At 65.0% G+C, this 14,321-nt stretch carries 13 protein-coding genes; 9 read left to right on the top strand and 4 right to left on the bottom strand.

The annotated features are described in order from the left end of the window. Window position 1: 1 nt before the first annotated feature. A complete protein-coding gene (locus WG907_RS04905) occupies window positions 2-1,672 on the bottom strand; it encodes an MFS transporter (RefSeq protein WP_340231509.1) in 1,671 nt (556 codons plus the stop codon). A gap of 171 nt (window positions 1,673-1,843) precedes the next feature. Here WG907_RS04905 and WG907_RS04900 point away from each other — a divergent pair, with 171 nt between their 5' ends. From WG907_RS04900 to pgl, 6 genes are all read left to right on the top strand, one after another. Continuing rightward, window positions 1,844-2,257, top strand: coding sequence for an EthD domain-containing protein (locus tag WG907_RS04900; protein ID WP_340231507.1), 414 nt, complete (start codon window positions 1,844-1,846; stop codon window positions 2,255-2,257). 284 nt (window positions 2,258-2,541) lie between these two features. Then, window positions 2,542-3,750 (top strand): acetyl-CoA C-acetyltransferase, encoded by a 1,209-nt coding sequence (locus tag WG907_RS04895; protein ID WP_340231506.1) that lies wholly within the window; start codon window positions 2,542-2,544, stop codon window positions 3,748-3,750. Between the two features lie 21 nt (window positions 3,751-3,771). Next, window positions 3,772-5,946 (top strand): 3-hydroxyacyl-CoA dehydrogenase NAD-binding domain-containing protein, encoded by a 2,175-nt coding sequence (locus WG907_RS04890; RefSeq protein ID WP_340231505.1) that lies wholly within the window; start codon window positions 3,772-3,774, stop codon window positions 5,944-5,946. Window positions 5,947-6,009: 63 nt separating this feature from the next. Further along, entirely contained in the window at window positions 6,010-7,014 is a 1,005-nt protein-coding gene (galE, locus tag WG907_RS04885; RefSeq protein WP_340231503.1) for a UDP-glucose 4-epimerase GalE, read from the top strand. Beyond that, on the top strand, window positions 7,011-7,487 hold the full coding sequence (locus WG907_RS04880) for a YbaK/EbsC family protein (protein WP_340231501.1): 477 nt from the start codon (window positions 7,011-7,013) through the stop codon (window positions 7,485-7,487). Before galE ends, WG907_RS04880 begins: the two co-directional genes overlap by 4 nt. Before the next feature lies 1 nt (window position 7,488). Beyond that, complete coding sequence (gene pgl / locus WG907_RS04875; RefSeq protein WP_340231500.1) at window positions 7,489-8,178, top strand: 6-phosphogluconolactonase; 690 nt, start codon at window positions 7,489-7,491, stop codon at window positions 8,176-8,178. Window positions 8,179-8,190: 12 nt separating this feature from the next. On the opposite strand, the gene WG907_RS04870 is transcribed toward pgl, so the two are convergent. Then, window positions 8,191-8,454, bottom strand: coding sequence for a hypothetical protein (locus tag WG907_RS04870; RefSeq protein WP_340231840.1), 264 nt, complete (start codon window positions 8,452-8,454; stop codon window positions 8,191-8,193). Window positions 8,455-8,518: 64 nt separating this feature from the next. On the opposite strand from WG907_RS04870, the gene WG907_RS04865 reads away from it, so the two are divergent. Further along, window positions 8,519-9,667, top strand: a complete 1,149-nt coding sequence (locus tag WG907_RS04865) for an aminotransferase class I/II-fold pyridoxal phosphate-dependent enzyme (protein ID WP_340231499.1) — start codon at window positions 8,519-8,521, stop codon at window positions 9,665-9,667. Here the strand turns inward: WG907_RS04865 and WG907_RS04860 are convergent. Next, window positions 9,662-11,161 (bottom strand): peptide MFS transporter, encoded by a 1,500-nt coding sequence (locus tag WG907_RS04860; RefSeq protein WP_340231498.1) that lies wholly within the window; start codon window positions 11,159-11,161, stop codon window positions 9,662-9,664. The two genes, WG907_RS04865 and WG907_RS04860, sit on opposite strands and share 6 nt — an antisense overlap. Before the next feature lie 126 nt (window positions 11,162-11,287). Here WG907_RS04860 and WG907_RS04855 point away from each other — a divergent pair, with 126 nt between their 5' ends. Together WG907_RS04855 and WG907_RS04850 are read left to right on the top strand one after the other, a co-directional pair. After that, entirely contained in the window at window positions 11,288-11,866 is a 579-nt protein-coding gene (locus WG907_RS04855) for a nitroreductase family protein (protein WP_340231839.1), read from the top strand. A 59-nt stretch (window positions 11,867-11,925) separates the two neighbouring features. Next, complete coding sequence (locus tag WG907_RS04850) at window positions 11,926-12,270, top strand: GntR family transcriptional regulator (protein ID WP_340231497.1); 345 nt, start codon at window positions 11,926-11,928, stop codon at window positions 12,268-12,270. Window positions 12,271-12,279: 9 nt separating this feature from the next. On the opposite strand, the gene WG907_RS04845 is transcribed toward WG907_RS04850, so the two are convergent. Next, window positions 12,280-14,319 (bottom strand): tetratricopeptide repeat protein, encoded by a 2,040-nt coding sequence (locus tag WG907_RS04845; RefSeq protein ID WP_340231496.1) that lies wholly within the window; start codon window positions 14,317-14,319, stop codon window positions 12,280-12,282. Window positions 14,320-14,321 lie beyond the last annotated feature (2 nt).

Here is a 14,321-nt window from a genome sequence, read left to right as displayed (position 1 = left end):
CTCAGCTCGACCGGGTCGGGTCCGTCATCGGGTCGCCCATTTCACGGACATCGGGCGCTCTGGTCGCGGGCAAAGACCCGGTCTGACGTTCGATCATCCGGTGTACGACCGGCGCATCGGGGCCTAGGTGCAGGGCGCGGATCGCCTCGCTATTGGCGATGTCGGCCACGGTGCGCCGCTGGTTGTGCCGCACATAATCCAGCCAGGTCGAGACATGATAGCGTTCCAGCCACAGCTCAGGATCTCCCAGATCGCGAAGCAACGACCAGCCATGCGCGCCATCCCGCCGCCGGATGCGACGCCGTTCGCTCATCGCCGTCAGAAAGGGAACGATCGACCCGGCAGGGATGCGATATTCGATCGTCACCACCACCGGCCCGCTGCGAGCCTCTACCGCGACCGCCGTTTCCGGTTCGGTCCAGCGATCGTTCGGATCGAGATTATCCTGCCCCAGTTGGGGCAAGGCCCGAAAAAAGCCGATCAGCCCGGCCGCCAGTTGCGCGCCGGCCGCAAGGTAGAGCGCGGCAACGACGCCATGATTTTCGGCCAGCGCGCCGAACAGCCAGGCGCCCACCGCCATGCCCCCGAAAGCCGTCATCTGGTACAGCGCGACGGCACGGGCCAGCACCCATCGCGGCGCGGACATCTGGACCGAGACATTGAAGGTCGAAAGCGCCACCACCCATCCGCCGCCGGCCAGCAGCAGGCCCAGCATCGCCAGCGCTGTCCAGTGGCTTGCCGCGGTCATCGCCGTTCCGACCGCCAGCGCGACGACGGCCCCCCGCACCATCGTCTCGATCGAGAAGCGCGCTCGCAGCCACCCCGTCGACAGCGCGCCCATGACGGCGCCGATGCCGAACGCCCCGCTCAGCAAGCCGAAAGTCAGCGCGCCACCGCCCAGAACGTCGCGCGCGACCAGGGGCATCAGCGCCGAAACAGCGCTTGCCCCCAAGCCGAAGGCCGCACCGCGAATCAGGACGAGCCGGATATTGGGCGACATCGCGACGTAGCGGACGCCAGCGCTCATCGCGACGCCCAGCCGCTCGCGGGGCAGGAGTTGCGGCGGTCGACCGGGTCGCCAGCGCGCGAGAACGAGGACGAGGCCCAGATAGCTGACCGCGTTGACCAGAAACGCCGATGCCACCCCCGCCGCGGCGATGATCACGCCGCCCAAGGCCGGGCCGACGCTGCGCGCGAGGTTGAAACCCATGCTGTTGATGGCGACGGCGCTCGGTAAGGCAGCCCGCGGCACCATATCACCCACCGATGCCTGCCAGGCGGGGCCGTTAATCGCGGTCGCGCAACCGATCAGGAAGGTGAAACCAAGCAGCGTCCATGGGGTCAGCAGCTGTTCCCATGCGCAGAACGCCAATAATGTCGACACCACCAGCATGAACATCTGGCAGGCGAGCATCACCTTGCGCCGGTCCGCATTGTCGGCGACCGCGCCCGCCCAAAGCGACAGCAGCATGATCGGCAGCGTCGTCGACGCCGGCACCAGCGCCACCAGTTGCGGCGAACTGGACAGGAATGTCATCATCCACGCCGCCCCGACCGACTGGATAAGGCCGCCGAAATTCGACGCCAGACTGGCAAACCAGATCGCGCGAAAGATCGGGATGGAGAGCGGCGACCGCGCTTCTTGGGACTCGGCCTCGGACACTCGATGCATGAAGCGGAATTGGGCTGATCCGTCAAACGAGGCTTGCGGTCATGCAGCACATGCCGGCAGCAAACGGGCCGGCCGGAGCGAGGATGCCAGGATACGCAGGCGCACCGGCGTTGAACACATAATCGGGTAACGCTACGATCAAAATGCCGGGCTACCATCACAGCGCATAGCGTGGCGGTCGGTGCCAGGCGTGAGGAGATCAAGATGCTGAAAGTGATGTGGCTTTTGAAGCGCAAGACCGGCACGACAATGCGCGAATTTATCGACTATTACGAAAACAGACATTCTGTCCTCGGCGCGGAGCTATTTGCCAAGGGCGATTTCGCGCCACTTAAATATGTGAGAAAATATCTTCAGCCCATGACCGATCCTATTGGAGCTTCCGAAGAAGGTGCTGAGCAGGAATATGACGTTGCTATGGAATTATGGTTTCATGACCAGGCTCATTTCGACAGGATGATCGAGGTGATGACGCCTGCTTATGACATCATCATTGAGGATGAAGCGCAGTTTCTGGAACGTGACAAACGCGCAGTCTTCATATTGGAAGAACATGAAACCTTATTCGACGCCACCCAGCCTTGAGTCGATCGCAGCGTTCGTGCCCTGTAGGGAATCTCGCCTCAGCACGCGGTGCAAAAGGGTGGATATTGCGGTCGAGAGCAAAGTTGTGAGCCGTCCCTTCCGTCATGTTTCATCCTCTTGCCGCCAAGACGTAGGGTACGCCGGCACCAATTTCTAAAAACCCGCCCATCGGCCATCATCGAGTGCATTGGCGCTGGCGTTTTGCCTTGCACTTTACGTAAACGTAAATACATCTGTCCGTGCCCGGAGCGCGCATCGTCGCGACTGACGGAGAGGGATGATCGATGGAAGCCTATATATATGACGCCGTCAGAACGCCGCGAGGCCGGGGCAAGGCCGACGGCGCGCTGCATGAAATCACGCCGATCCAGTTGGCGACTCAGGTACTGGAAGCGGTGCGCGACCGCACGGGGATCGACACGACCGATGTGGATGACGTGATCCTGGGCTGCGTCAGCCCCGTCGGCGAGCAGGGCGCGGACATTGCGCGGGTGGCGGCGCTGAACGCCGATTATGCGGTGACGACGCCGGGGGTGCAGGTCAATCGCTTCTGCGCGTCGGGCCTTGAAGCCGTGAACATCGCCGCCGCCAAAGTGATATCGGGCGAGGCGCTTTTTGCGATCGGCGGCGGCGTCGAATCGATGAGCCGCGTGCCGATGGCGTCCGATGGCGGGGCATGGGCGATGGACCCGGCGGTCGCTTACAAAACCTATTTCGCCCCGCAGGGGATCGGTGCCGACGTGATCGCCACAAAATTCGGCATCAGTCGCGACGATGTCGATGCCTATGCCATCGAAAGCCAGCGGCGCGCCAAGGCGGCGTGGGACGAGGGGCGCTTTGCCCGCTCCATCGTCCCGGTTCGCGATGTGATCGGGCAGGTCGTGCTAGACCATGACGAACATATGCGCCCGGACGCGACGATGCAGTCGTTGGGCGCGCTGAAACCGAGCTTCGCGGCGCTGGGCGAGGAGATGCCGGGTTTCGATACCGTCGCCCTGCTCCGCTATCCTGAACTGGAGCGGGTCAACCATGTCCATCATGCCGGCAACAGTTCAGGCATCGTCGATGGCGCGGCGGCGGTGCTGGTCGGAAGCAAGGCGATCGGCGAGAAATACGGCCTCAAGCCGCGCGCGCGGATCAGGGCTATGGCCTCGATCGGGTCGGAGCCGATGATCATGCTGACGGGTCCGGAATTCGTCGCGGGCAAATTGCTCAGTCGGGCCGGCATGAACGTGGCCGACATCGACCTGTGGGAACTCAACGAAGCCTTTGCCAGCGTCGTGCTGCGCTATATGCAGGCGATGAAGCTCGATCACGACCGGATCAACGTCAATGGCGGCGCGATCGCCATGGGCCATCCCTTGGGCGCGACCGGCGCGATGGTTCTGGGCACCGCGCTCGACGAGCTCGAACGATCGGGCAAGGGCACGGCGCTCATCAATCTATGCGTCGGCGCGGGCATGGGCACGGGCACGATCATCGAACGTATCTGAGCGGATCAGGGAGAAAATAGCATGGACACGATCCGCTTCGATATCGACGCAGACGGCATCGCGACGCTCGTCATCGACGTTCCCGGCCAGTCGATGAACGTCATCGGCCCGGAACTTCTGGCAGATCTGGACGCGGCGATCACGCGCATCGCGTCGGAAGAGGCCATCAAGGGCGCAGTGATCGCGTCGGGCAAGGACGGCGGCTTCATGGCCGGCATGGACCTTAAATATTTCAGCGCGATGCTGGCGAAGGCCGGGCCGCACCCCTCGCCCGCTGCGCTGTTCGACGATCTGTTCGTGCTGAACCGGCTGTTCCGGCGACTGGAGACTTGCGGCAAGCCGGTCGCCTGCGCGATCGAGGGCACCTGTGTCGGCGGTGGGTTCGAACTGGCGCTCGCCTGCCATCGGCGGATCGTAGGCGACAGCAGCCGGACCCAACTTGGCCTGCCCGAAATCCTGATCGGCCTGTTCCCTGGCGGCGGCGGGTCGCAGCGTCTGCCGCGCCTCATCGGGGTGCAGGCGGCGCTCATGTATATGTTGCAGGGCAAGCTGTTCCGCCCGGCCGAAGCCGCCATGCTCAAGGTGGTGGACGAGGTGGTGCCGCAGGGTATGGCGCTGGACGCCGCGAGGGCATGGGTCAAGGCCAATCCGACCGCCGCCGTGCAGCCATGGGATCAAAAGGGCTTCAAATTCCCCGGCGGCGCGGGCGGTTTCAACCCCGGTTTCGTGCAGACGATGGCGGCGGCGGTGCCGATGACGCTCAAGACCACCCAGCGCAATATGAACGCCCCCCAGGCGCTGCTCTCGGCCGTCTATGAGGGAGCACTGTTGCCGATCGACCGGGCGATCCGGGTCGAGAGCAAATATTTCGCGAAGGTCGCAGCCGATCCCCAGTCCGGCAACATGATCCGCACCCTGTTCGTCAGCAAGAACGCCGCCGAACGCGGCGCGCGCCGGCCCAAGGACCAGCCCAAGGCGCCGACGAAGAAGCTCGCCATGCTGGGCGCGGGCATGATGGGCGCCGGCATTGCTACGGTCGCGGCGCAGGCGGGGATCGAGGTCGTGCTGTTCGATCGCGACATCGCTTTTGCGCAAAAGGGCAAGGCGCATGTCGAGGCGCAGCTCAACAAGCGCCTCGGCAAGGGGATGACAGCGGAGAAGATCGCGCAAACCCTGGCCCGCGTGACGCCGACAGCGGACTATGCCGATCTCGTCGGCGCGGATTTCGTGATCGAGGCGGTGTTCGAGGATGTCGCGATCAAGGCGGAGGTCACGAAACGGGTTGAGGCCGTGCTGGGGCCGGACGTCATCTTCGGCTCCAACACCTCGACCCTGCCGATCACCAGTCTGGCGAAGGCGTGGAGCAAGCCGGACAATTTCATCGGCATCCATTTCTTTTCGCCGGTCGAAAAAATGCCGCTGGTCGAGATCATTCTGGGCGAGCGGACCGGGCCTGCCGCCATTGCCAAGGCACTCGACTTCGTAGCGCAGATCAAGAAGACGCCGATCGTCGTGCATGACAGCCGCGGCTTCTACACTTCGCGCAGCTTCGGCACCTATGTGCAGGAAGGCGCGGAAATGGTCGGCGAAGGCATCAATCCTGCGCTGATCGAAAATGCGGGCAGGCAGCTTGGCATGCCGACCGGGCCGCTCGCCGTCAGCGATGAAGTGTCGATCGAACTTGGCCACAAGATCATGCTGGCGGCCCGCAAGGAACTTGGCGACGCCTTCGTAGCGCAGGCGTCTGACGCCATCATGGAAAAGATGGTCGATCTTGGCCGTCTTGGCCGCAAAAACGGCAAGGGCTGGTACGACTATCCCGAGACCGGCAAAAAGCATTTGTGGGAGGGGTTGGGCGAGTTGTTCCCCCGTGCCGACCACCAGCCCGATGTCGAGGCGGTGAAGGAACGGCTGCTCTATCGGCAACTGATCGAATGCGCGCGCTGCTTCGAGGAAGGCGTACTCGACACGCCCGAGGATGGCGATATCGGGGCGATCTTCGGCTGGGGCTTTGCGCCTTACACTGGCGGGCCGTTCAGCCATATGGATACGGTCGGGATCGCGCAGGTCGTCGCCGTGCTGGACCGGCTGGCGGCAACATATGGTGCGCGGTTCGCACCGACCGATCAGTTGCGCGACATGGCAGTGAGCGCAGCGACTTTCTATCCTGCGGCTTCTGCTCGAAAGGCGGCTTGAAGAGGCTGTGAATCGAAGCGCTCATCGTCTAGGCCTCCTCACCATATCCAGGAGACCAATTTCATGAGCGACAAGCCTTCGGTTCTGGTCACGGGCGGCGCTGGCTATATCGGCAGCCATGCGGTGCTGGCGCTGCGCGACGCCGGCTATGGCGTGGTCGTGATCGACAATCTCGTCACCGGCTTTCGCTGGGCGGTGCCCGACGATGTACCGTTCGTCGAGGGCGATATCGCCGACCAGCCACTGGTCCAGGCGGTGCTGCGCGATCACGGCATTAAGGCGATAATGCATTTCGCGGGATCGGTGGTCGTGCCGGAATCGGTCGAAAATCCGCTCAAATATTATCATAATAACAGCGCCAAGACCCGTGACCTGATCGACAGCGCCATCGCGGTTGGCGTGCCGCATTTCATCTTTTCCTCGACGGCCGCCACCTATGGCACGCCCGACGTGGAAGCCGTGCGCGAGGATACGCCGCAGCGGCCGATCAACCCCTATGGCATGTCCAAGCTGATGACCGAATATATGCTGCGGGATGTGGCGGCCGCGCACCCGATGAACTATTGCGCGCTGCGTTATTTCAACGTCGCGGGCGCGGACCCCGAGGGCCGCACCGGCCAGTCGACGGCGGGCGCTACCCACCTCATCAAGGTCGCGGTCGAGGCGGCGCTGGGCAAGCGCGAGGGCGTCGCGGTGTTCGGCACCGATTTCGACACGTCCGACGGCACCGGCGTGCGCGACTATATCCATGTCAGCGACCTTGCCGCCGCGCATGTGCTGGCGCTGGAGGCGCTGATCGCGGAGCCCGAGCGCAACCATCTGCTCAATTGCGGCTATGGGCGGGGCTTTTCCGTGCTGGAAGTGCTCGATGCGGTGGATCGGGTGACGAATAATCCGGTCAGGCGCACCCTGTCATCGCGCCGGCCCGGCGACCCGGCGGCGCTGATTTCCGACAATCGCGCGATCCTGGCAACCTTTCCCTGGCAGCCGCGCTTCGCCGATCTCGATGTCATCGTCCGGCATGCTTTGGCATGGGAGCGCCAGCTCGGCGAACGCGCCGACGCATGAGTGAAGCGAGCGTCCGTGCTTTTTTCGCCGACCATGCGCCCGATATCGCGATCATCGATCAGGGGTTGAGCACCGCAACCGTGCAGGAGGCGGCGCAGGCGCTGGGCGTCGAACCGGCGCGGATCGCCAAGACGCTGTCGCTGCGGGTCGGCGATCGGGTCGTCCTCATAGTTGCGCGCGGCGATGCGCGCCTGCATAATGGCAAGGCCAAGGCGGCGCTGGGGGCCAAGCCGCGGATGCTGGGTGCGGAGGAGGTGGAGGCGATCACCGGCCATCCGGTCGGAGGCGTCTGTCCATTCGGACTGGCCAGCCCCCTGCCCGTCTATTGCGACATCTCGCTCAAGGCGTTCGACACCATGTTCCCCGCCGCCGGATCGCGCACGGCGTCGGTCGAACTGACGCCCGACCGGCTTGCAGCGCTGACCGGCGCGCAATGGGTCGACATTTGTACCCTGCCCGACGAAAGCGCCTGATATGTTGGTCGAATATCGCTTCACCGATAGCGAGGCTGCTGCCAGCGATCTTGCGACGCGGATCGCAGCCATGCTTGACGAGGCTATCGCAGCGCGCGGCGTTGCGAGCATCGCGCTTTCGGGCGGACGATCGCCACGGCCGGTGCTGGAGGCGCTGTCGCGCGCCCCGCTCGACTGGAGCGAGCTGATCGTCACGCTCGTGGACGAACGCTGGGTCGCGCCCGACCATGAGGACAGCAATGAGAGGCTGATCCGCGACACGCTCCTGCAAGGCGCAGGCTCATCGGCCCGCTTCGTGCCGATGAAGAATGACGCGGCCGATCCCTATGCGGGGCAGCCGTCCTGCGAGGCCGCATTGGCCGCATTGCCGTGGCCGCTCGATATCATCCTGCTCGGCATGGGCGAGGACGGGCATACGGCCTCGCTTTTTCCGCAAGCGGCGGAATTGGAAGAGGGCCTTTCAAGCGACGCCCTGACGATCGCCGTCACCCCGCCGGCCGCGCCCCATGGCCGAATGTCGCTGACCCGCCATGCCATCTTGCAGAGTCGCCATATCTTCCTCCAGATCGCGGGCGACACGAAAAAAGCGGTCTATGACCGCGCCCGCGAAGACGGCCCAATCGAACGATGGCCGATCCGCCTTGCGCTCTGCCAGCATGTCGTGCCCGTCGAAGTCTGGATCAGCGCGTGACCCCGGACCGGCTCAGTCGCGCGGTTTGTGCTTCGAAAACAGATAGCGCCACACCCCGACCGCGTTGATGACCAGCAGAGCGACATTCTGCCAGCCGATCCCCTCGCTATCTTCCGCCATGAACCCCCATCCGATCAACGCGATCGAGGAGGTGACGAACATGACGAAGGCCCAACCGGTGATGCGACGGCCAAGGTTCAGCGAGACGACAAGCGCGGCGATGGTCGCCGCAGCGGCCCCATAATATTGCAGGGTTTGGAGGATGGTCTGGTTCATCCATCCCCAACGCAACCTTTCCTCCATGGTTGCAGCCATGCCGCGCAAATCCTAGGCACATGGGATGATCGCCGATATCGAACCCTTTCACGCCATCGCCATCAGCCGGGAAGCGCATCGCCTCGCCAGCGAGGGCCGGTCCATCCTGCATATGGAGTTCGGCCAGCCATCGACCGGCGCGCCCGCCGCCGCGATCGCCGCCGCGCATCATGTGCTGGACCATGACCCGATGGGCTATTGGGAAAGCCCTCTGCTCAAGGAACGGATCGCGGTCCATTATGCAGAGCAACATGGCGTTACCGTCGATCCCGAACGTATATTCCTGACCTGCGGCGCCTCCCCCGCGCTGGTCCTCGGCCTTTCCAGCCTGTTCGAGCCGGGCGCGCGCGTGGCGACGGCGCGGCCGGGCTATGTCGCCTATCGCAATGTGTTGAAGGCGCTGTATCTGGAGCCAATGGAGATCCCCTGCGGTGCGGCGGAGCGCTACCAGATCGGCGCCGCCGCGCTCGAAGGGCTGGAGGTCGCGCCCGATGGCCTGATCCTCGCCAGCCCCGCCAATCCGACCGGCACGATCATTCCGCCTGACGAACTGGCCGCCATTGCGGGGGTTTGCGCGGACCGGGGCATCCGCATCGTGTCGGACGAAATCTATCACGGCCTGTCCTATGGCGAGCCGGCCCGATCGATGCTGGAGTTCGCGTCCGACGCGATCATCGTCAACAGCTTCTCGAAATATTTCAGCATGGCGGGATGGCGGCTCGGATGGCTGGTCGTGCCAACGGAGCTGATCGGCGCGGCGCGCGCGCGGATGGGCAATCTGTTCCTGACGCCCCCTTCCCTCGCCCAGCATGCGGGTCTCGCCGCCTTCGATTGCGGGGAAGAGCTTGAAGGTCATGTCGCGACCTATAGGCGGAACCGGGCGCTGCTGCTCGCCGCGCTGCCAGCGCTAGGGCTGGCCAGCATCGCCCCGCCCGATGGCGCGTTCTATATCTATGCTGATGTCGGCCACCTGACCGACGACAGCCTTGGCTTCTGCCAGCGGCTGTTGCGCGACACCGGGGTCGCGACCGCGCCGGGGATCGATTTCGATCCGGTCGAGGGAGGGCATTTCATCCGCTTCAGCTTTGCCGTGTCGACCGACAGGGTGGAGGACGCGATCGCGCGCATGACGCCCTGGTTTCAGGCGCAGACAAGCGGAGCCACCCGCTTATGATATGTCATCGCCCGTCTGATCGACATGCATCAGCCGTTTGATCCAGGGCGCGGCGGCCATGATCGCCACGCCGATCCCGACCGACCACCAGCCGATATTGTCATAGACCGCCAGCATACCGTCGCGCGAGGCGACGCCCTTGTCGCCCCCGGTCGCGGCCGAGATAAGCCCGGCGGCATATTCGCCGAGCGCCATCGCCAGGAACCAGGTGCCCATCATCAGCCCGATCATCCGGGCAGGCGCCAGCTTGCTGGTTGCCGAGAGGCCGACCGGCGACAGGCATAGCTCGCCGATCGTATGAAACAGATAGAGCAGGAAGATCACGAACACCGGCGTTAGCCCGGCCGATGCGCCCGCACCCGCTACCAGCACGAGAAAGCCCGCGCCCACAAGCGCGATGGCGATCCCGAATTTCGCGGGCGTCGACGGTTCCCGACCCCGCCGGGCGAGCCATATCCACAATCCCGCCATCACCGGCCCGAATAGCAGGATGTAGAAGGCGTTGATCGACTGAAAGACCGAAGCGGGTACATTCAGGCCGAAGATATGCCGGTCGGTATAGCGGTCGGTGAACAGGCTCAGCGACGATCCGGTCTGTTCGTACAGGCCCCAGAAGATCGGGTTGACGACCAGCAGGAACAACAGCGCCAGCATCCGGTCGCGCCCGACCCGCTCCATGCGGCTGGCTTCCCACAGGATGTAGACGATCATCAGGCCGCTTGCCGCCGCCAGCATCCAGCCGACGATGGCGTGATGCTGGATCAGCAGCCAGCACAGCGCGATCGTTGCGAGGCTGGAGAGGTAGACGAGCCATTCCCGGCTGACGAGACCGCCAAGGCGATGAGCCAGCGCTACCGGATCGCGCGGCTCGCCCGCGCCCTTCAACAATGGGCGGCAGACAGCGAAGCCGATGACGCCAGCGATCATGCCCACCGACGCCGCGCCGAAGCCCCAGTGCCAGCCCCAGGTCTGGCCGAGATAACCGCAGACGATCGGGCCGATCGTGCCCCCCACATTAATGCCCATGTAAAAGATCGTGTAGGCCGGATCGCGGCGCATATCGTCACGCGGATAGAGTTGGCCCACGAGCGCGGACACGCTGGATTTGAGGAAGCCCGTACCGATGATCACCGTCGACAGGCCGAGCCAGAAGAGGCCGAGGCCCGCCGGATCGGCGGCGCTGTCGCCCTCTATCCCCAGGATGAGGTGGCCGATGGCGATCACGATGCCACCGAAAAGCACCGCCTTGCGTTGCCCGAGATAGCGGTCCGCCAGATAGCCGCCCATCAGCGGCGAGATATAGATGAGCGACATGTACGCGCCGTAGGAATAGCTCGCCTCGCGATCCGAAAAGAGGAAATGCTGGGTCAGATAGAAGATCAGCAGCGCGCGCATGCCATAAAAGGAAAAGCGCTCCCACATCTCGACGAAGAACAGCAAAAACAGCCCGCGCGGATGGCCGATCCAGGTCGGGCCGTCCTGCGGGTCAGTCATGTCGGTGGTCACCATCTGGTTGATGCCTTTCGGGGCGCGGCCGGCCAGAGTAGAGCCGATCCGCTGTCGCTGTCAAAAGCCGGCCATGCCCTTGCGTCGCGCCGTCCTTCGCGGCATCTGGGCGCGATGTTCAACGACCGCTCCACCCCGCTCTCGCTTTTGTCCACCCGCCGGTCGGGCAAGCCGCGCGACCTGATCGCGCCCGGCCCCGACGAAGCGCAATTGCGGCAGATGCTGGCGATCGCCGGCCGCACGCCCGATCATGGCAAGCTCGCGCCCTGGCGCTTCGTGATCGTGCCGCCGGACAAGCGCGATGCTCTCGCCGCGCTGATCGAAACCGCCTATCGCGTTGAAAAACCCGATGCCGGCCGGGCCGAGATCGAGGGTCTGCGCCAGTTTGCGCATCAGGCCCCGGCCCTGGTCGTCGCCCTGTCCGCACCCGTCGCCGGCCGCAATATCCCGTTATGGGAACAGGAACTATCGGCCGGCGCGGCGATCATGAACCTGCTGCACGCCGCGCATGCATCGGAATTCGCCGGAGGATGGCTGACCGGCTGGCCAAGCTATAATGACAGCGTGCGTGCTGCCTTCGGCCCATCGGGCACGCGGATCGCGGGGTTTATCTTTATCGGCACGCCCGGCCGCGAGCTGGTGGAACGGCCCCGGCCAGATCCCGAAAGCTTCATTTCCGTATGGGAAGGCTGAGGCCTGCGCCGCGTTCCCGCGCTTGACCTGCATGGCTGTATTATGGCAGTCATGCACCTATGACCGATGAGTCCAAACCCGTCTATCTTCGCCTGCGGGATATTATCGCTGCTTCCATATTGGATGGCGATTATCATGATGGCGACCTTCTCCCATCGGTCCGCGCCTTTGCCGCGCAGCAGGGTGCGAACCCGCTGACCGTGGCCAAGGCTTATCAGAGTTTTCAGGACGACGGACTGGTGGTGGTGCGGCGCGGGGTCGGCATGTTCGTTGCCGATGGCGCGACCCGGCGGTTGAGAGAGGCCGAACGCGACCGGTTTTTCGGGAGCGTGTGGCCCCCCGTCGCGGCGCAGATGCGGCGACTGGGCATCCGCATCGAAGATGTCGATCGTCAGAACGGCTGAAAGCTGACGCTATAACGCGGCGAGTGCGTCGACCGCCTGCTGCCGCTCGGCGAAGCCCCTGACCGCCACTGCCCGACCCAATGCCAGCTTCGCTTCGCCCTTGCGCCCGGCGGCGGCATAGGCCTGGCCCAGATGCATTTGCAGCACGGGATGGCCCGGCGCCAGAATCGTAGCCTTTTCGAGCAGGTCGATAGCGGCTTGTCCGCTGACGCCGGATTTGAGCAGGGCCCAGCCATAAATGTCGGCGGTCATGGGGCTGCCGGGCATCAGGCGATAGGCGAAGGCAGCGTAGGCCCGCGCCTGCCTGTCATCGCCGCTCTCCAGCGCCGCTCGCGCCAGGTCCGTCATCAGCATCGCATCATTGTCGCCTGTCTGCGCCCGGACCGCTTCCAGCATACGCCTCGCATTGCGCCAGTCCCCGGCCGCCAGATAGGCCGTGCCGGCCAGCCGCTGCGCATCCACATCGCCGGGGTTCTGCGATAGGAACAGGCGCACCACCTGCCCCGCGCGCGCCGGGTCGCCGGCCCGCTGCCATGCCGATATCAGGCGCAACGCCACCTCGCGCGAGAAACGGATATTGGCTGCGGTCTCATAGGCACGCACGGACTCCACTGCCGCATTGTCGGCACCCAGGGCATCGCCCAATATGATCCACGCCTCCGGCACGCCCGGATTGGCCCGGCTCAACATCCGCGCCCGCTCGACAGCCTCGCCGGAGCGACCGACGCTCAGCAGAGCGCGAATATAGGGGACATTGTCGCGCGCCGTACCCGCATTCGCGGGCGGACCCCGCTCCGCGAGAGCCGCGTCATTGGGCGACGCGAAAGGGTCCGCGGCCGCGCGTACCGGCCAGGCGGCACGCGCCAGCATATCGTCCGCCATCGTCCGGTCGCCCAGCGCTTCCTGCGTCCGCGCGGCGAGGGTCAGCACATAGGGATCGGCGTCGCGCTGCGCGACCAGCGGCGCAAGCGTCGTCGCGGCGGAGGCGAAGTCCCCGGTCTGGTAATAGGCACGCGCCAGCAGCGTCCGCGCCGTGCGGTTGTCGGGCTGCACCGCCAGCAGCGTCGCAAAATTGTCGGTGGCGAGCACGGCATTGCCGCCGGCAAGATGCAATATGCCGCGAAGGAGCATCGTGGCGGGCTCGCCATCCAGCCGGCCGTTCGTCCTGGCCAGCAGCGACCGCGCAAGATCGCTTTTCCCGGCCCGCGCCGCCATAACCGCCTGCATGAACCAGGCACGGGCATTGCCGGGATCGAGCGCCAGCACGCGGCGTGTGACGCTCAGCATCCGGGCCGCTTCACCCGCGTCGGCAAGCGTCGCGGCATATTCGGTCAGGGTGGCAACGGACTCCCGGTTGGCGGCGGCAGCCTTTTCGAACCAAGGCAAGGCGGCGTTCAACCCATATTGGCTGCGCGTCAGTTCGGCGCGCAAGGTCAGCGCCTTGTCGTTGCCGGGAGCAAGGGTGACCGCACGGTCGGCGGCCACGATCGCGCCCGACTGATCGCCGATGGCGATGCGATAGCGACCGATATCGACCCAGTTTTCGGGATCGGCCGGCGCAAGCTTGAGCGCCCGTTCGAAGGCGACTGCGGCGGCCGCCGTCTCGCCCCGCGCCAGCCGGGCGCGGCCGGTTACGCGCGCGACCAGCGCGGCCTGACCGGGCGGAACGTCCTTCGCACCCGCTTCACGAAGCGCACCGTCATTATCGCCCTGTAAAAGCAGCGCCTGCGCCATCAGGTGACGGGTCGCGGCTGCGCTGCCACCAAGCTGGCGCGCCCGATCGATCGCTGCCTGAGCGCCGGCCCCGTCGCCTAGATCGATGAGTGCCTCCGCCTGTGTGGTGCGCGCGCGGACCGATTTGGGATCGGCCTTGATCGCGTTCATCAGTTCGACCCGCGCCGTGCGCGCGTCACCCTTGCGAAGCGCCCCCACCCCCCGCGCCAGCGCCGCGCTGCCACTGGTTTCGCCAAGATGGCGCTGCCATAGCAGGGCGCAGGCGAGCGCCATTATGGCGAGCCCGGCCAGCAGGAAAAGGCGGCTGCGTTTCATGG

Origin of the sequence: Sphingobium fluminis (genome assembly GCF_037723805.1) — a bacterium.
Classification (GTDB): Bacteria; Pseudomonadota; Alphaproteobacteria; order Sphingomonadales; family Sphingomonadaceae; genus Sphingobium.
This window is presented reverse-complemented; position numbering and strand designations above follow the sequence as displayed.